Genomic DNA, 19,003 nt, shown 5'->3' on the forward strand with positions numbered 1-19,003 from the left:
GGTGAGCAGAGATGATTGCGATGAGTGGAATTTCAAAAAGCTTTAATGGAAACAAAGTGTTGGAAGACGTCCAATTTGAAGTGAAAAAAGGCGAAATCCATGCGCTCATGGGTGAGAACGGAGCAGGTAAATCCACAATGATGAAGATTTTGACCGGCATTTATTCGCGTGATGCGGGAGAAGTGTGGGTCAAAGGAGAGAAAGTGGAGTTCAAGAACGCAAAAGAAGCAGAAGAAGCGGGCATTGCGGTCATTCACCAAGAGCTAAATATTCTACCGGACTTGACGGTGGCGGAAAACTTTTATTTAGGTAATGAGCAGACGTTTGGCAAGAGCGGTATCTTAAAGACGAAAGAAATGAACCGGCAAGCTGAAGAGATTTTATCCAAATTGGGACTCGATATCGATGCACGTACGGTCACGCGCGAGCTTTCTGTCGGTAAACAGCAGATTATCGAGATCGCAAAGGCAGTTTCATCCAATGCAGAAGTGATTATCATGGATGAGCCGACTGCTGCTTTGACCGATCGAGAAATCGAAACGTTATTTGAGACGGTTCGTTCATTGCAGGCACAAGGAGTGTCGTTCGTTTATATTTCGCATAGGATGGAAGAAATTTTTGCGATGTGTGATCGAATCACGATTTTACGGGACGGCCAGTATGTCGGTGTACGGAAAATTAAAGAAACGACATTTGAAGAAATTGTGCAAATGATGGTAGGCCGGGAATTAGGGGAACGGTTCCCTAAACGGTCACATGATATCGGCGATGTCAAGATGAAAGTGGAAGGTTTGACGCATGACGGATTTTTCGAAGATGTGTCGTTCGAAGTGCGCAAAGGTGAAATTCTAGGCATTGCAGGTTTGATGGGTGCAGGCAGAACAGAAGTCATCCAATCCATATTCGGGTATAGGAAACTGACTTCCGGCCAGATTTTTATTGACGGCAAACCGGTAACAATCTCAAATCCTTTGCAGGCAAAAAAGCTTGGCATTGGATACGTCACAGAAGACCGGAAATCAGAAGGACTGATTTTGGATTTCTCTGTAAGGGACAATATGAGTTTGACGAATTTTGATCGCATTTCCCAATCGGCAATTATCCGGAAGGGGAAAGAAAATGCGCTTTACGATATGATGTCGAAACGGTTGCGCGTTCGAACATCCGGTCCTGAACAGGCAGTGAAGTCGTTGAGTGGCGGCAATCAGCAAAAAGTCGTCATTGCGAAATGGTTGGGGATCGAGCCGGATATTTTGTTTTTGGATGAACCGACAAGAGGTGTGGATGTCGGAGCAAAGAAAGAAATTTACAGCATTATCAATGAATTAGCTGAACGGGGAGTGGCGATTGTAATGATTTCATCTGAATTGCCGGAGGTCATCGGTATGGCGGATCGCGTCTTGGTCATGCATGAAGGTCAGTTGATGGCGGACATTCCGAAAGTGGACATGACACAAGAACGGATTATGCATTTTGCAACAGGAGGTGACAAAGTTGTCCAAGCCTAATATGAAGGGGTCGTTACAGAAACTAGGTCCAGTAATTGGACTGCTTCTGATCATTGTTATTATTTCAATTATGAGCCCAAGCTTTTTGACACTGAATAACTTATTTAATGTGCTGCGTCAAGTGTCCATTAATGCCTTGATTGCGTTCGGGATGACGTTCGTTATTTTGACCGGCGGTATTGATCTATCGGTCGGATCCATCCTGGCTTTAACAGGTGCAGTGACGGCAGGTATGATGTCGGGCGGTATGGATCCGTTGCTTGCGATGTTGCTTGGCGTATTACTCGGTGTGATACTCGGAGCGATCAACGGTTTGATTATCGCGAAAGGGAAAGTCGCACCATTTATCGCAACACTTGCAACGATGACGATTTTCCGAGGGCTGACACTTGTCTATACAGAAGGACGCCCGATTTCAGGCCTAGGGGATTCTGCAGTCTTCACAATGTTAGGCAAAGGATACTTTTTTGGTATTCCGGTACCGGTCATTACGATGTCCATTACCTTTGCGGTGCTCTACTTCATTTTAAAGAAGACGACATTTGGCCGCCGAGTTTATGCAGTTGGCGGTAATGAAGAAGCGTCACGTTTATCTGGTATTAATGTCGATCGAATTAAGATTTATGTATATTCATTGGCAGGTGGTTTGACTGCGATCGCTTCGTTGATTCTGACGTCGCGTTTGAATTCAGCTCAGCCGACTGCAGGGAATATGTTTGAACTCGATGCGATTGCCGCTGTTGTTCTTGGCGGGACAAGTTTGACTGGCGGACGAGGCTGGATTGTCGGTACGTTGGTCGGTGCATTGATTATCGGTGTTCTGAACAATGGTCTGAATTTGATTGGTGTATCCTCTTTCTTCCAACAGGTTGTAAAGGGTGCAGTAATATTAATTGCGGTTCTCTTGGATCGTAAAAAAACAGCATAAGGAGATGTATACAGAATGAAGAAAATGAAATGGGCATTACTTATGGTAGTCGTTTTAGTATTGGCCGCTTGTTCTACAGAGCAGCCGGGTTCGAAGTCCTCGTCAGATAATGAGGATGCAGGAAAAGATGGAGACAAAGAGTTTAAAATCGGTCTTTCCGTTTCAACTTTGAATAACCCATTCTTCGTGACGTTAAGTGAAGGGGCAAAAGAGCAGGCGAAAGAATCAGGAGCGAAAATCATCGTAGTCGATGCGCAGGACGATGCGTCTAAACAAGCAAGTGACGTAGAAGATTTAATTCAACAAGGTGTCGATTTATTGATCATCAATCCGACAGATTCAGAAGCTGTTGTATCTGCAGTGGAATCTGCAAATAATTCCAACATTCCAGTCATCACAGTAGACCGCAGCGCTGAAGGTGGAGAAGTTGTTTCACATATCGCATCTGACAATAAAGCAGGCGGTGTATTGGCTGGAGAATATTTGCTTGAATTGTTAGGTGAAAATGCCAAAGTTGCTGAACTTGAAGGGATTGCAGGATCTTCGGCAGCTCGTGATCGAGGAGAAGGCTTTAACGAAGCAGTCGACGGGAAAGTAGACATCGTAGCTAAACAAACTGCGAACTTCAACCGTGCGGAAGGTTTGACTGTAATGGAAAACATTCTACAAGCTAACCCAGAAATTACAGGCGTGTTCGCTCATAATGACGAAATGGCGTTAGGTGCATTAGAAGCGATTCAGTCTGCTGGAAAAGATATCGTCGTCATCGGATTTGACGCAACAGACGATGCAGTTAAATCCGTAAAAGACGGAAAACTAGCAGCTACGATTGCACAAAAACCTGAAGAAATTGGGAAGAAAGCAATGGAAGCCGCGGTTGCTGTATTGAATGGCGAAGATGTAGATGCGGATATTCCGGTTGATTTGGAATTGATTAAGGAATAAATAGTGGATTAAAAGTACTCTCTGGCCGTCCGAACGGCTGGGGAGCTTTTTGATTGGATTTGATGTGAAATAATTGTTCAAGAGATTGAAAGGATATTCTATACGAGTCGTAACCTAACAGAGAGTATAGGAAGAAACTGCTGTATGAGCGTTTGGAATGGTTTTATGATCGAGTTCATTGTATTTATGATCGCTTGGGGTGTATGTATGAGCGACTGAGGGGCAGATATGATCGACCGTGGGGATTTATGAGCGTGTAAAGTTGTTTTATGATCGCGGGCAATCGAATGAGACAATAAATGTAGCTTTCGAGATGCAATTTTGTATAAATCCTAGACCTACGCAGGAAGTAGGTAGTTACGAATCAAGTGAAACAAGAAGTACTGGCATCATTTGTCATTACCAATTAACTAACAACGCTCACCTGAAATCGTTTATACTAGATAGAAGAAGGAGGAGTTTATCTTGAAAGCAATAAAAATACTCATCACAACAGTCGTCCTTATAGCTGCGATCGGCTATGGTGTATATTATTTCGGCAGCAAGCTCGTCGCGGATGAAGTGATGGATCAAGTGGAAGCAGAACTAGAAAGTAATGGTCAACTCGAAGCGATTAAGCAGGAAGTACGGAATGATCCCGAGCTCCAAGCATTTATCGCGGAAGGAAAAAATATAGATGATCGCAATTTGCCTTTTAAAACCAAAGATCAGGCGGTGCGTGTTTTAGTAAAGAAATTTAGTGTGAGCGAACTCGCTGAACTCCAATCCAAGATGAAAAGTGGCTTATCTGCGGAGGAAAAGCAAGAGTTGCTCTCTCGGTATGAAGATAGACTTTCCGAAGATGAATTATTGGCTTTGAAAGTGTTGGCTTACAAAGAGCTGGCGAATGAATAGTTTTAAATAGACCCCGACTTTGAAAGAGTTGGGGATTTTTTTGTGCAAAATAATTGGATTTGTCGTTTGATGGTTGGGTATCCTGTTTTGAAGATTGTCGATTTGTTTTGGGCAGTTGAGTGTAGGTTATGACCGCAAAGTTGTAGAAGAGTTAAGAAGGTTCAAAGCTCTACATTTTACCTTAAACAACTTTAATGTTAAAATACTTTACGACGAAAAAAGATGGAAGAAGTGAGTGTAAATGAAACTGACTAAAAAAATGATCCTGACGAACACCTTACTATTCATCTTCATCCTTGGATTTGTTCTCGGTTTTGGTGCAGTGTTCGGCAGTGAAAATATTTTAATTGGTGTGTCGACGATTACCGCGATGTTGATGTTGCTGGAAAGAGATTTGACGAGCCATCCGATTAGAAATACCATGAAATTTGTTGTATTGAACCTTTTCATCGGTATAGCCGCATTCTTAACAGGTTTCAATATGTGGCTGGCGATTCCAATCAACTTCATAGCGATGTTTGTCATTAGCTATTCGTTGTTGTTTAATTTGAAAAATCCTCTCTACTTTCCTTTCTCCCTTCAATATGTATTCATTTTAGCCATGCCGGTAGCTGCAGATCAAATGCCTCTTCGACTGGCTTCTCTCGCTTTTGGTGCGCTTGCGATCATGGGTATGCAAATGCTGGCGAACAAAAACAGAATCACGAAGAGTGGCGATCAAAAAGTCCAGACGATCTGTACAGCCTTGATTGAAAAGATGAGGCTCTTGCAAAAAGGTGAACCGCTCGAAGAAATTACTGAACAAATCACCAGTGATATTAGCGGTTTGCGAGGTATTGTGTACGATAAAAGAGAAGAAAATTACTTTTTGACTGAAGAGGGACGTTTGAAATTAAATATTTCCGTTGCACTGGAAAAAATTGATATTCTGCTCGATGAAATTTCCGAGGAAGAAATGCGGGAAGTTATGCTGCAAGATATCATACAGTGTCTTGAATTGGCTATCGATGGCTTGCAAGATAAAGAAACGATGACTTTATTGGAAGATACCTTTGACCAAATGCTGCATAAATATAAAGCGGAACGTAATCATAATATAGTTGTGTTGCGCATGCTCAATCATATTGGTTTCTTAAAAGACAATTTGGCTGAATTAAGTAACTTAGGCAAAGAGCACTATAACGTTGTCAAAAGGTTAGAGCAAATTCCGCAGAAATTCCAAAAGTTAACGATTAGTGAAACGCCAAGTCATACGAATTCAATCAAGCTGTCGTACGCGATTCGAATGGCGGTTGGAATCAGTCTTACAGGATTCATGATAGACTTTTTTGATCTAGTGGAAGGTCGCTGGATGATGTTCACGGTATTGTCTGTTATTATCCCTCTGTATGAACAATCTCAAAAGAAGATGCGCGACCGTATATTTGCGACGACAATTGGAGCTGTTGCCGTCACTATTTTATTTATGATATTTCAAAGCTATACAGCTCGTTCCGTCTTGCTTATGATGGCAGGTTACTTGATGAGCTATGTTAAAGCGTATCGATATAACACAATCCTCGTTACATTCTCTGCAATCGGCGCAGTGGCTTTGGTCACGGGTACGACAGAGGTGTTGACGTTGGAACGAGTTGCGTTCGTAGTGGCAGGAGTTATTTTGGCCTTGCTTATCAATAAGTTTATTCTGCCGTATAAACTGGAGGACGCGAATCGTGATTTATGGTCAATGTACAATGATACGGTCCATGAAATGTTAGTGGAAGCAAAAGAAAAAGTGAAGGGGGGCGGTGATCAGCATGCCATCAAAAATTTATTATTAATTACTACGATGATTGAGGATCGACTGAAGCTGAATAATCAAGATACCCCAAGTACAGATGGAGTTGCATGGCTAAAGCATCAGCGGCGGGCTGCAAATACTCTTTATGAACTATATGGATGGATCGACCAACATGGCTTGCAGGAATCCAATATCCCAGCCGTCAATATGGGTCTGCAGGTCCTTTTAGAGGAGTCGATCCAGGAGACTGGTCTTCGACAGGCAATTGTAGAAATGGAACAAGTGATTCACTCCACTCCAAGAATAGAAGATCGAATGGTGCTGAGCATGATTTTGGAAGTGATGGAGGAAAAGTACTCCGCTATGCTGACAAGGTAAATAGTTTTACAATGTTTATAAACTTTTCTAACATCGAATTGAATGAAAATCCCCCGGCGTAAACAGTTCATCTGTCCATGCCGGGGGATTTTATTTTTCTTATTACTCTTTCAAATCTTCAATTGAATCAATTTCCATATAGGTTGGTACGACTAGACCGATTTTCACATCTTCCATGCTTACACCGATATCGTCCAGTTTGTCTTCAAACTTTTCCATATATGTTGCATGTGTGATTGGCAACCAGCCTGCAAGCAATACATCTGCACTGCCATCAGCAACTGCTGTGTACATTGGACCTGCTTCGACTTGTGACATTTCAACTTTATAACCCAAGTCTTCCAATACAAGAGCCATCATATTCGTGCTTGCAACTGTACTGTCCCAAGCTACGTATACAAATTTAATCGTATCGCCGTCTACTTTTTCTACACCGTCTGTCCACTCAGCAACTTTGTCTTCATTGGCATCGATCCAGTTTTGAGCTGCTACTTTTGGATCTTCTCCGTCAATGATTTCCACCATGATTTCAGCCATATCTTCTTCTGTCCAGTGGAAGTTTTTCAGAACTTGGTAAGCTTCCGGTAAGTCTTCTTCTAGACCAAGACGTCCGATTGTGTGAATTTCTTCCGCCCCACCGTAAGAACCTTCTGGATCTTCAAGGTATTTAAGATCATATTTTGCGAATTTCCAGTGTGGAGACCATCCTGTTACGATGATTGGCTCTTCTTTGTCATACGCTTTTTTCAATGCTGCCGTCATGGCTGCGCCTGAACCTGTAACAACGTCCCACTTTTCTAAGTTGTAATCTTCAAGTGCACGGTCCGTTGCTTCCATGATGCCCGCGCCTGGGTCGATTCCTGTAATCTTGTAGTCTACTGCTTTACCGATGGATTCTGTTGCGCCTGTTGCGTCTTTGTCTCCGTCAGTTTTTGATGTGTCCTCATTTTTGTCGCCGCCACATGCAGCAAGACCTACTGCTAATAGAGCGACTGAGCTGAATCCTAGAACTTTCTTTTTAAATGACACGATACAGTTCCTCCTTGTATTTGGTTGCAAGTGAGATGGACGTTTTGTTGTCCAACGTCTGTATAGTATGTACAACCTTTTTGTTTCCGCTATCATAGCGAACCTTTACTAGTATAACTGTAATATGTTTGCAATACAACCGTTTTACCTATATTTATTGTATGTACAGTTTTTACTGTACAAAGTGTCTGATCTATTTAATCGAAAAATTCATTCGTCAAATCACCATTCATTCCGATCGCCGCCGCGCTGCCTGTGCCCGCTGCAATAATTAATTGAGATGGGACAATATGTGCTGCGTCGCCTGCTGCATAGACGTTCCATACACTGGTGCGTCCATATTCATCGGTTGAAATTCCTCCATATTCATTACGCTCACAGCCTAGTTCTGCTGCAAATTGGTTAGGGTGGCTCCAGAGTGGGGAGGCGAATCCGCCGGTGCGGTCGATGAGTGTGCCGTCTTCCAGTCGAATGCTTTCAAGTTGTCCGTTTTTTCCTTCCAGTCCTGCGATCATGTCGTCTATGATTTGTATTCCTTTCGCATTAAGTTTTTTGCATTCTTCCGCTGTAAGCTGACCTTCGCCGTTTGTAAAGACGATCAAATCACGGCTCCATGTATAGACTTCTGCTGCAATTTTGAAGACATTCTTATCCGCAATAACGGCAAGAGGCTGATCGCGAAGTTCCCAGCCGTCACAGTAAGGGCAGCTGAATATGGATGTTCCGTAGAAGCGTTCAATATCCGGGATATTTGGTTGTTCGTCCTGTAAACCGACTGCCAATAAAATTTTCTGACTGCGAAAGATTTTTCCGCCCGCCGTCCTTAATTCATAATGTGTCTCGTCTATTCTCTCAATAGAAGCAATTCGCTCATTGTGAAACTCAACGGAAGGGTAATTCGCAATTTCCTCTCGGGCGAGTTGTCTTAATTCAGCAGGCTGGATGCCGTCTCTTGTTAAAAAACCATGTGCTTCCCGTGTCACTCGATTCCGCGCATGGTCGTCATCAAATATAACCGTTTTTCGTCTCGCCCGACCGAGTACCAGGGCTGCGCTCAATCCAGCGGGTCCACCGCCAATAATTGCACATTCATAAAGCATATCGTCACTCATTCCTTTTCTTGTCATTATGCTTCTTTAATTCCCCGATATACATGCAGCAAACTAAGAGAGGTGGATGGAGGTACTGCATTTCTCAATGAAGGGGTCAAATGATAGGTAATGTTCAGTGGGCATTCAGGCACTTTCGATAAATTAGGAAAACGCTATACTATGAGAAAACTGGTTTAGGAGGAAGAAGAATGAAAAGTATTAGTAGATTACTGATGTTAGTTCTTTCCGCCATCATACTCAGCGCTTGTGCTGAATCGGCAGATAACCTGACGATGCAAGAAGTCCAAACACGTCTGGATCAATCACCGGAAGAATTGAAGAGTTATGAAATCGACATGGCGTTGACGGTGCTTGCGAAAGATATGGCAAAGGGAGAGCAGAAACAGGTTAACAAAGGGAAAATACAATACGTCGACAAGGAGTCGCCTGATTTCCATGCATCGTACGTAACAACAACGGATGGTCAGCTGAACGATACGAAAGCAGAAGTTTATAAAAAAGCAGAAGTTGTATTGGCTAATGAAAACGGAGGAAGGTGGGAAGATGTTTCAGGTCAATATACAGAAGAAGAATTGTTAAATGTCCAATACGAAAAAGTGATCGATCGACTCGGAGAAGTCAAAGAAGAATTGGCAATGAAAGAGAAGGACAATGAATATATTTTTACATACGACGGAAATGACCAAGACTTTTATAAAGTATTTCAGGAACTATTTAATATGTCGTTTAAAGGTGTCGATTCATCGAATATCGCTTCAAAGCTCGAAGTAAAGATTGCGAAAGATCATATGAGATTGAAAGAGTTCCATTATGAAGCAGAAGGGAAAAATCCTACGCAGTCTGTAACGATTTCCGTGGATTTGAATTATGGGAAGGTGAATGAGGCGGAGGAAATCATGCTGCCTGAGGTGGAGTAAATGGGGTATTGAACAAGTAGCTTTTGCTTCCTACACCACATGATATGTATAAAGGAGTGATTAAGCATTCCACTTACCATAAAACGGTAGTGGAATGCTTTTTATTATTTGAAAACCGCAAAAGCCTAAGCTCTCACGTCATTTACCCTCTTGTATATCGTCTTTTCGTGGTACCAGATCAAAAATATCATGATCTTCAAATGCATCGACCAGACGATCTAGCCATTCATAATAATCTTGAACGTATCGAAGCTTCTCTATGTCTCTTTCTACCATTAGTTTCAAATCATCTGTAATGGATGGATCGGCTGCCAGCTTGTTTAACTCGTTCAATGACTTACGGATGGTGGTGGAATAAAGAGAGATGGAGCGCCGCCATTTGATAGAGAATAAGTCGATGAAGCTTTGATACCAATCGTCTTTGACTTGGTATAAGTCTTTACGGACGCCTCGTTTCCATGCGCGTTCCACTAACTTCAAATCAGATAGGGCGCGGACGGATGTACTCATGCTGGTTTTACTCATCCCGAGTTCTTCTGTCATGTCATCCAATGTCAACGGATCGTCATGGAAAAACATCGTGCCATATTGTCTACCTGCAGATGGAGTCAGGCCGTATAGATGTATGTTTTGCGCGATTGTTTCGATAATTCGCTCGCGTGATTTTTCAAGTTGTTCTTTACCGTCCATAAAGTGTACCTCCATTAAAATACTGAGGATGGATTTCTCCCCGATTGCTAATATAGCGTATTATATTTGACGTGTAAAAGCAATATTTAGATGAAAGTTTGTACAGTTTTTACTGTATAAACAATTAATTTAGGTTAAACTGTTGTATTGCAAAACTGTTACGTCTATAATAATAAAGTCAAGTTTTTAGAAAGCTAGGGAGTTGTCCACATGAGTGATCAAGAAATGACAAAGAAAATTGAAGTACAAGGTACGACGAAAATATTCGGAAAGAATACGAAACGTGCCGCGCAATTACTGAACGAGGGGAAGTCCAAGAAGGAAATTTTACAAGCGACGGGCGCGACGGTCGGTGTAAAAAATGCTTCATTTGACGTCTATGATGGAGAAATCTTCGTTATCATGGGCTTGTCAGGAAGTGGGAAATCGACACTTGTACGCATGTTGAATCGTTTGATCGATCCGACGATGGGGAAGATATTGATCGATGGAAAAGATATTGTGGAGATGAATAAGGAGCAGTTGCGTGAAGTTCGCAGGAAAAAAATCGGCATGGTGTTCCAGAACTTTGCATTGTTTCCGCATAAGACGATACAGGAAAATACAGAATATGGATTAGAAATTCAAGGCATCGCAAAGGAGACGCGACAAGAAAAGGCGAAAGAATCCTTGCGATTGGTAGGTTTGGCAGGTTATGAAGAACAATATCCGAATCAACTCAGTGGCGGGATGCAGCAACGGGTAGGTCTAGCTCGTGCGCTTGCAAATGACCCGGACGTATTGCTAATGGACGAAGCGTTTAGTGCGCTTGATCCGTTGATTCGTAAAGATATGCAAGACGAATTGTTGCAACTTCACCATGACATGGGGAAAACGATTATTTTCATTACGCATGATTTGGATGAAGCGTTGCGAATTGGAGATCGAATCGCACTCATGAAAGACGGCGATATCGTCCAGATCGGAACGCCGGAAGAAATTTTGATGAGTCCGTCCAATGAATATGTCGAGCGTTTTGTCGAAGACGTCGATTTATCGAAGGTATTGACAGCATGGCATATTATGAAGAAAGCGGACACAGTGCAAGTCGATCGAGGTGCCCGCGTAGCCTTGCGCTTGATGAAAAAGTTAAGCATTTCTTCTATTTATGTAGTGGATAAAGGGAACCGTTTGCTTGGTGCTGTCACTGCACAAGATGCACTTACAGCGACAGAAGAAGGAAAGCTCCTAGAAGATGTACTCATTCGCGACATTACGAAGGTTTCACAAGATACAGTATTGACAGATTTATTCGATACGGTTTCGACTGCCTCCGTTCCAGTTGCGGTAGTGGATGAAAGAGAACATCTGCAAGGAATCATTATCCGAGGTGCGTTAATTGGCGCGCTTGCTGGAAATGGACAGTTTATTAATAACGATCCTGTTGCAACGGGAGTAAACGAGGTGACGGATCATGAATAATTTATTACCAAGATTACCATTTGCTGATTGGATCGATGACGGAGTAGATTGGTTGGTCGACACGTTCGGCACAGTATTTGATGGTATTTCTGCTTTCCTAAAAGGTACCGTTGAAGGTGCGGTTACGCTAATGGATTTAGTACCTTCCATTTTGCTGGCAGTCATCTTCGCAGTGATTGCTTATTTCTTGTCGACACGTGGTATCGCGTTGTTTACATTGATTGGTTTGTTGTTCATTGACTATTTAGGTTACTGGTATCCAATGCTTCAAATGCTCGCTCTCGTTCTGACTTCGGTCGCGATTGCGTTACTCATCGGGATTCCGTTAGGTATTTGGGGTTCTCAACAAGCAACGGTGAAGAAAATCATCAATCCGATTCTCGACTTGATGCAGACAATGCCGGCATTCGTTTATTTATTGCCAGCGATTTTCTTCTTTAATATCGGTGTCGTGCCCGGGGTTGTGGCATCTGTCATTTTCTCCATGCCGCCGACAATTCGTTTGACGATGCTCGGAATCGAACAAGTGCCAAAAGATTTGATCGAAGCAACAGAAGCATTCGGTTCCAAAACATCACAGCGTTTACTGAAAGTGCAGATCCCATTGGCTAAATCTACGATCATGGCAGGAGTCAACCAAAGTATCATGTTGTCTCTATCGATGGTCGTCATCGCGTCCATGGTTGGTGCACCGGGTCTCGGAGAAGAAGTGTATCGTTCCGTTACTCAGTTGAAAACCGGTAAAGGTTTCGAAACAGGATTGTCAATCGTCATTGTTGCGATCATCCTGGACCGGATTACCCAACACGCAGGTAATCGGAAGAATAAAAAAGTAGCGAAATAATATGTGAGAATAGCTGTCCGGAAAGTCTTTGAAACAAGACTTTCTGTGGCAGCTTTTTTCATGTCTAGTTTTTGCTCATCGATCAAACGGCGTTAAGCTCGAAACAGGAAGTGTTTGGCTCGTTGCAGGCACTTAGTATTTAAATTGAGACTTGCTAGCTTCGAACTAATCTAGTATACTCTGAATTAATATTCTGAACATACCAACTGGTCAGTATAGAAAGGGAGGCAAGACTCAATGAATTTTTCGTATTCAGAAAAAGTAGTACAGCTGCAGGAACAAGTGAGTCAATTCATGGAGGACTATATTTATCCAAATGAACATGTGTTTCGCAGTCAGCTTGTTGGTCAATCCAATAGATGGAGTGCAGTCCCACCTATAGTGGAAGAATTAAAAGTGAATGCTAAGGAGCAGGGCTTGTGGAATCTGTTTCTTCCAGATCACGAACAAGGTGCGGGTCTGACCAATTTGGAATACGCTCCGCTGTGTGAAATTATGGGAAGGTCTTTTTTAGCGCCTGAAATTTTTAATTGCAGTGCACCTGACACAGGCAATATGGAAGTGTTGGCGCGCTATGGTTCGGATGAGCAAAAGAAGCAGTGGCTGGAACCTTTATTGACAGGGGAAATTCGTTCTGCCTTCGCAATGACGGAAAAAGAAGTTGCTTCGAGTGATGCGACGAATATTGAGTCACGAATTGAGCGAGACGGCGATCAGTATATTTTAAGCGGAAGAAAATGGTGGACATCAGGTGCAGGTGATCCACGTTGTAAAGTGATGATTTTTATGGGGAAAAGTAATCCGGATGCCCCTAAGCATGAACAGCAGTCAATGATTTTAGTGCCAATGGATGCAGAAGGTGTAACTGTCAAAAGAATGCTTCCTGTTTTTGGTTACGATGATGCACCGCATGGTCACGCTGAAATTCATTTTGATAATGTCAGGGTCCCCGTAACGAATATGTTGTGGGGGGAAGGAAAAGGATTCGCTATTGCGCAGGGCAGATTGGGACCAGGCAGAATCCATCATTGCATGCGTTTGATCGGAGCAGCTGAACGCGCAATTGAATTAATGTGTAAACGGGCGTCAGAACGAGAAACGTTTGGCAGAAAGATTGCCGACCATGGTGTAGTGCAACAATGGATTGCGGAATCCCGTATGGATATTGAGCAGGCACGTTTGTTGACGTTAAAGGCGGCTTATATGATGGATACGGTTGGAAACAAAGTCGCAAAAGCAGAGATTGCCATGATCAAAGTGGTAGCGCCAAATATGGCTTTGCGAGTCATCGATCGTGCGATTCAAGCATTTGGCGGAGCAGGAGTCAGTGATGATTTCCCGCTCGCTTACCAGTATGCGGGTGCGCGAACACTGCGGATCGCAGACGGTCCGGATGAAGTGCATGCGCGACAGATTGCACGATTGGAATTGAAAAAGTACAGACAAAGGGGAGAAGAACTATGAGCATTTTGGATTTATTCGCATTGACAGGTAAAACAGCGATTGTCACTGGAGGAGCTCGCGGGTTAGGCGCCCAGATTGCAGAGGCATTTGCAGAAGCGGGAGCTAATGTGGTCATTTGTTCACGTAACGCCGAAGCGTGTGATGAGATGAGTAAGAAGTTAAAAGGGATGGGCGTCGATTCCATCGCGTTGCCGTGCGATGTGACACAGCCTGAAGATGTAAAGAGAGTAGTGGAGCAGACTGTCAGACATTTTGGCACGATTGATATTCTGGTTAATAATAGCGGGGCAAGCTGGGCGGCACCGACTGAGGATATGCCGTTGGAAGCTTGGCGAAAGGTGATGGATGTTAATGTCACAGGAACTTTCCTGATGAGTCAAGAAGTGGGGAAAGTCATGATTGGTCAGCGAAGTGGAAAAATTATTAATATCGCTTCGATTGCAGGGTTTGGAGGAACGCCGCCGTTTATGCAGACGATTGGTTATAATACGAGTAAAGGCGCGATCATGACGCTGACGAAAGATATGGCGGTCAAATGGGGACAGCATCAAGTGAATGTCAATGCGATCGCACCAGGGTTTTTCCCGACAAAAATGTCGAAGGTTTTGATTGAGCATGGAGAGAAAATGATCATGCAAAGTACGCCACTCGGCAGGCTTGGAAATGATTCAGACTTAAAAGGTGCTGCACTGTTTCTGGCATCCAAAGCGTCTGATTATGTAACGGGCGATATTTTGACAGTTGATGGCGGAGCACATGCTTTTTGACTTTTATCCTCATTCGCCCCGTCCCGATAAAGGAAGATTTGCATCAAAATAATGTGCTATAGTATGTAAAAACGACATTATGAGGACTGGGGAATTGAAATGAAAGAAAAAATTACGCAAGCAAGTATTTTATTATTTGAGCAAAAAGGATTCAGCCAAACGTCGATTCAAGACATTGTGGATTCGATCGGTGTGACAAAAGGAACGTTCTACTACTATTTTACAAGTAAAGAACAATTATTGATGGAAATTCATTTAGATTATATTTCAGACTTGTTGAATCGGCAACAGTCGATCATGGAAAATGAGAAATTAACCTACCAAGAGAAATTAGAAAAAGTGATCGTTTTATTGATCGCAGATATTCAAGATAAAGGTCCGAGCGGGCGGGTCTTTTTCCGTGAGATGCGGCATCTTGTAGAAGAAAATGTAGAAACGATTGACAAACAGCGGGATTTATTTCGCTTGAATATTGAACAGTTGGTTGCGGATGGGATACAAGCCGGTGAATTCCGTCCAGAGTTACGCGCAGATATTGTGGCATTCGGAGTTCTTGGGATGGCGAATTATAGTTATAACTGGTTTAATCCTTCGGGCGAAATTTCCGCAGAGCAACTGAGCAAACTCTTTTCAATGATTTTATTCGATGGGATTAAGAAACCCTAAGCTGATTCTGTCAGCATGTAAGTAACATACCTACTGGTTAGTATGGAGGAGGAGTTAGTATGAGCGATGCTACTACAATTGAAGTTCGAACAGGGGAAGAATTGAACAGGGAAATGCTGCAGACATTTATTCAACAGCAAATTCCACAGGCTCCAAAAGGAGAGTTACAGATTCGCCAATTCAGTGCAGGGCATTCCAACTTAACGTATCTCCTGCAAATTGCGGATTGGGAAGCCGTGTTAAGAAGGCCGCCACTAGGACCGGTAGCACCGAAAGCTCATGATATGGAAAGGGAGTATACGATTTTATCCAGCTTGCATCCGTACTTCCAGCCAGCACCAAAGCCTTATCTGTTTTCAGATGATGAAAGTATTGTCGGCAGCCCGTTCTTCATCATGGAACGTAGGAAAGGAATCGTCCTGGATACCAAGTTTCCGAATGAGGTAACGTATACTCCTGAGCTCGGACGGAAAATATCACAACTCATGGTGGAACAGCTCGTTCATTTGCATCAAGTAGATTACAAGAAGACGAAACTTGCAGACATGGTGAAACCAGAAGGCTTTATGCAACGCCAATTGTCGGGGTGGATCGGACGGTATGAGCGAGCGAAAACAGATGAGGTTCGAGGTGTTGCGGAGTTGACGGACTACTTGACGAAAAATGTACCGAACTCTGCTGCACCGACAATTATTCACTATGATTATAAATTGAACAATGCGATGTTTTCGCACGACTTTTCAGAGATGACCGGGTTGTTTGATTGGGAAATGACAACGGTTGGTGATCCATTGGCAGATGTCGGTGCAGCGATGAGTTATTGGATTCAGCCAAACGATCCTGATCTTTTGAAGAAGGGGCTGGGGGCTCCTCCCGTTACTGTGCTGGATGGATTCTTTACGAGAGATGAGTTTATTCAAATGTATGCAGATAAAAGTGGCAGAGATGTGGGGTCGATCGACTATTACTTGACGTTCGCTTATTTCAAGTTGGCGGTGATTTGTCAGCAGATTTATTACAGGTACCGTAAAGGGCAGACGACTGATCAGCGCTTCGCCAAGTTTAATGTTTTTGTCGAGAATTTAATTCAGTATGCGCTGATCACTGCGAAAAAATAAGGGGCGAAATAATGAAAGTTCACGTACTTTTGAAGAAGGAAGAACTGGACGAAGCGCTACTGGATGCTTCAAAAACAGTCGTCGTGTTCGATATTTTATTGGCAACATCCACGATATCTGCCTGTCTGTCTTTTGGCGCGCGTGCTGTCGTTCCCGCTGAAACAGCTGAAGAGGCGCAGCTGATTGCACAAAAACGACAAGATGAAGCGGTTTGTTTGGCCGGTGAATCGAACGGCTTACCGATTACAGGATTTGTCTACCCGCTTCCGCTGGCGCTTCAGCACGAAGTAAAAGGGAAAACGCTTATTTTAGTAACTACTAACGGAACGGTCGCGATTCGAAAAGCCGCGAAGGCGGGGAAAGTTTGGATTGCATCTTTGCTGAACAGTGAAACAGTGGCACGAAAAGTATCGGAAGAATACAAAGACGAAACAATTTTGCTCGTTTGTGCAGGGTCAAATAATAAGTTTTGTTTGGAGGACTTTTACGGTGCGGGTTATTTTCTGTCGCAGTTAGCCGTGAAAACGGGAGGAGCAGCACTTGAATTGACCGACAGTGCGCGGGCTGCAAATTTATTCTACGAAAGTCAAAGCAGCAATAGCCTGTCCATATTGAAAAACACCCGCGTTGGAGAGTCGTTGATGAATATGGAGTTCGAAAGGGAACTTCATTTCGTCAGTCAGAAGAGCCTGATAGAAACAGCACCTTATTTATTTGAAAATGAAATAGTTTGCGATAGTTTTGTAAGCGCATACAGATCTTGAGGAGTGAAAAGAATGAAACATACCGCGCATTTTGACTATTGGCCGAAAAGAGTTGCGAAGACACTTACAGTTCCCGAGACGACAATTTACGATAATTTGGCGATCACAGCGAAGAAGTATCCGAACAAATCAGCCTATGAATTTTATGGCGGATCTGCAACGTACGGTGAATTATTAGGTGAAGTGGATCAAGTCGCCGGTTATTTGGAACATCACTGCCAAGTAAAAAAAGGGGATCGGGTATTGCTGCTTATGCAAAATTCCCCTCAATTTCTGATCAGCCTATTTGCCATCCTGCGGGTACGGGCAGTCGCTGTGGCGATCAATCCGATGAGCACGACGGAAGATCTGCAGTTTTTCTTGGAAGACGGAGAAATCCATTTGGCGTTCGTCGGGCAAGAACTTTATCCGAAAATCGAGCCGCTTATCGGCACAACGATGCTTAAAACTGTGATAAGTACAGCCTACTCGGAGTATATAATAGAAGAAAGAGCCTTGGGTATCATCCCGGACGTGGTGAAGGCACCCGTACAGCAATTAGCGAAGACCATCTCCTGGAAAGCCGCATTGAATTCCGGAAGCACACCGTCAGCTTACAAGGGGAAAAGTGACGATATGGCGATGATCCCTTACACATCCGGAACGACGGGTACACCAAAAGGATGTATCCATACCAATCGTACCATTCAGGCTAATACGACGGGTTCCTATCACTGGATGACGATGAGCCCTGATACTGTGACGTTGACCAGTTTGCCTCTATTCCATGTCACGGGACTTACGCACAGTGCTTTGAATCCTATTTTAGCAGGCAGTGAGATGATTATTCTGACGAGATGGGACCGTGACTATGCAATCAAAGCCATGGAGCATTTCAAAATTAGTCACTGGATTAATATCAGTACGATGCTCATCGATTTCCTTGCGAATCCGAAGCTAGCGGAATATGATATTTCGTCATTGGAATTGGTTGGCGGGGGAGGAGCCACGCTGCCTGTTGCTGTCGGAGAAAAATTGCGGCAATGGACCGGGCTTGACTATGTGGAGGGGTATGGATTATCCGAGACCATGTCGCACACGCATTTTAATCCTCCAAACCGGCCGAAACTTCAGTGTCTTGGCATCCCTGCATTTGGGGTCGATGCCCGAATTATTGATCCGGCAACCGGTGCCGAACTCGGGGCAGACGAAGAAGGCGAGCTGGTGGTCAATGCACCTCAGTTATTTAAAGGTTATTATCACAGGAAGGAAGAGACAAAAGCCAGCCACATAGAGCTTGGCGGCCAACAGTTTTTCCGTACAGGCGATATTGTGAGTATGGACGACGAAGGCTACTTCTATATGGTAGATCGAGTCAAGCGGATGATTAACGCGGCAGGTTATAAAGTATGGCCCACGGAAGTAGAATCCATCCTCTACAAGCATCCGGCGATTCAACAGGCATGTGTAGTCCGCTATCCGGATGAAGTGCGCGGTGAAACAGTCAAGGCGTTGATCATTCTTAACGAAGAATACAAAGGAAAAGTCACGGACGATGAAATCATTGAGTGGTCAAAAACTCAGATGGCAAGCTATAAGTATCCGCGAATTATTGAATTCCGCGACAGCTTCCCTACCACAAGCAGCGGAAAAATTTTATGGAGACAGCTGCAGGAAGCGTGAGTATTATTGAAGAATTGTTGATATATTTTCAGGCCAGCCCCCAATCAAAAATTTGATTGGGGGCTGCTTTCATTGA

At 43.5% G+C, this 19,003-nt stretch carries 17 protein-coding genes; 14 read left to right on the top strand and 3 right to left on the bottom strand.

Features of this window, described 5'->3' with window-relative positions:
- Positions 1-11: 11 nt before the first annotated feature.
- From MKX97_RS03335 to MKX97_RS03355, 5 genes are all read left to right on the top strand, one after another.
- Positions 12-1,508 carry a sugar ABC transporter ATP-binding protein gene (locus tag MKX97_RS03335; RefSeq protein WP_342536960.1) on the top strand — a complete coding sequence of 499 codons (1,497 nt, stop codon included), beginning with the start codon at positions 12-14 and terminating at the stop codon, positions 1,506-1,508.
- A gap of 1 nt (position 1,509) precedes the next feature.
- The gene (gene rbsC / locus MKX97_RS03340; RefSeq protein WP_078817363.1) at positions 1,510-2,436 is read left to right on the top strand and encodes a ribose ABC transporter permease; all 927 of its coding nucleotides are present in this window, start codon (positions 1,510-1,512) and stop codon (positions 2,434-2,436) included.
- Positions 2,437-2,451: 15 nt separating this feature from the next.
- Positions 2,452-3,381: a ribose ABC transporter substrate-binding protein RbsB gene (rbsB, locus tag MKX97_RS03345; protein WP_078817148.1), complete on the top strand. Its 930-nt coding sequence runs from the start codon at positions 2,452-2,454 to the stop codon at positions 3,379-3,381.
- A 465-nt stretch (positions 3,382-3,846) separates the two neighbouring features.
- Complete coding sequence (locus MKX97_RS03350; RefSeq protein WP_078817149.1) at positions 3,847-4,275, top strand: hypothetical protein; 429 nt, start codon at positions 3,847-3,849, stop codon at positions 4,273-4,275.
- A 241-nt stretch (positions 4,276-4,516) separates the two neighbouring features.
- Positions 4,517-6,433, top strand: coding sequence for an FUSC family protein (locus MKX97_RS03355; RefSeq protein WP_342536961.1), 1,917 nt, complete (start codon positions 4,517-4,519; stop codon positions 6,431-6,433).
- Between the two features lie 102 nt (positions 6,434-6,535).
- Here MKX97_RS03355 and MKX97_RS03360 read toward each other — a convergent pair whose 3' ends face one another.
- Together MKX97_RS03360 and MKX97_RS03365 are read right to left on the bottom strand one after the other, a co-directional pair.
- On the bottom strand, positions 6,536-7,462 hold the full coding sequence (locus MKX97_RS03360; RefSeq protein ID WP_078817151.1) for a glycine betaine ABC transporter substrate-binding protein: 927 nt from the start codon (positions 7,460-7,462) through the stop codon (positions 6,536-6,538).
- Positions 7,463-7,659: 197 nt separating this feature from the next.
- Positions 7,660-8,589 (bottom strand): NAD(P)/FAD-dependent oxidoreductase, encoded by a 930-nt coding sequence (locus tag MKX97_RS03365; protein ID WP_342536962.1) that lies wholly within the window; start codon positions 8,587-8,589, stop codon positions 7,660-7,662.
- Between the two features lie 173 nt (positions 8,590-8,762).
- On the opposite strand from MKX97_RS03365, the gene MKX97_RS03370 reads away from it, so the two are divergent.
- A complete protein-coding gene (locus tag MKX97_RS03370; protein ID WP_342536964.1) occupies positions 8,763-9,491 on the top strand; it encodes a DUF6612 family protein in 729 nt (242 codons plus the stop codon).
- A gap of 138 nt (positions 9,492-9,629) precedes the next feature.
- Here MKX97_RS03370 and MKX97_RS03375 read toward each other — a convergent pair whose 3' ends face one another.
- Positions 9,630-10,181 (bottom strand): transcriptional regulator, encoded by a 552-nt coding sequence (locus MKX97_RS03375; protein WP_040758413.1) that lies wholly within the window; start codon positions 10,179-10,181, stop codon positions 9,630-9,632.
- A gap of 210 nt (positions 10,182-10,391) precedes the next feature.
- Here MKX97_RS03375 and MKX97_RS03380 point away from each other — a divergent pair, with 210 nt between their 5' ends.
- The 8 genes from MKX97_RS03380 to MKX97_RS03415 all read left to right on the top strand — a co-directional run bounded on the left by MKX97_RS03380 (position 10,392) and on the right by MKX97_RS03415 (position 18,927).
- Positions 10,392-11,642: a glycine betaine/L-proline ABC transporter ATP-binding protein gene (locus tag MKX97_RS03380; protein ID WP_078817154.1), complete on the top strand. Its 1,251-nt coding sequence runs from the start codon at positions 10,392-10,394 to the stop codon at positions 11,640-11,642.
- Positions 11,635-12,486, top strand: coding sequence for a proline/glycine betaine ABC transporter permease (locus tag MKX97_RS03385; protein ID WP_009766010.1), 852 nt, complete (start codon positions 11,635-11,637; stop codon positions 12,484-12,486). Before MKX97_RS03380 ends, MKX97_RS03385 begins: the two co-directional genes overlap by 8 nt.
- Before the next feature lie 237 nt (positions 12,487-12,723).
- On the top strand, positions 12,724-13,950 hold the full coding sequence (locus MKX97_RS03390; protein ID WP_009766009.1) for an acyl-CoA dehydrogenase: 1,227 nt from the start codon (positions 12,724-12,726) through the stop codon (positions 13,948-13,950).
- Positions 13,947-14,717, top strand: a complete 771-nt coding sequence (locus MKX97_RS03395; RefSeq protein WP_009766008.1) for an SDR family oxidoreductase — start codon at positions 13,947-13,949, stop codon at positions 14,715-14,717. The genes MKX97_RS03390 and MKX97_RS03395 overlap by 4 nt, the downstream gene beginning before the upstream one ends.
- 99 nt (positions 14,718-14,816) lie before the next feature.
- Positions 14,817-15,383 carry a TetR/AcrR family transcriptional regulator gene (locus MKX97_RS03400; RefSeq protein WP_009766007.1) on the top strand — a complete coding sequence of 189 codons (567 nt, stop codon included), beginning with the start codon at positions 14,817-14,819 and terminating at the stop codon, positions 15,381-15,383.
- Positions 15,384-15,442: 59 nt separating this feature from the next.
- Positions 15,443-16,501: a phosphotransferase family protein gene (locus MKX97_RS03405; RefSeq protein ID WP_009766006.1), complete on the top strand. Its 1,059-nt coding sequence runs from the start codon at positions 15,443-15,445 to the stop codon at positions 16,499-16,501.
- Positions 16,502-16,512: 11 nt separating this feature from the next.
- Positions 16,513-17,265, top strand: coding sequence for a 2-phosphosulfolactate phosphatase (locus tag MKX97_RS03410; RefSeq protein WP_009766005.1), 753 nt, complete (start codon positions 16,513-16,515; stop codon positions 17,263-17,265).
- Between the two features lie 12 nt (positions 17,266-17,277).
- Positions 17,278-18,927, top strand: a complete 1,650-nt coding sequence (locus MKX97_RS03415) for a long-chain-fatty-acid--CoA ligase (protein WP_342536965.1) — start codon at positions 17,278-17,280, stop codon at positions 18,925-18,927.
- The last annotated feature ends 76 nt before the right edge of the window (positions 18,928-19,003 follow it).

This window comes from Sporosarcina sp. FSL K6-3508 (assembly GCF_038615825.1).
Taxonomy (GTDB): Bacteria; Bacillota; Bacilli; order Bacillales_A; family Planococcaceae; genus Sporosarcina; species Sporosarcina newyorkensis.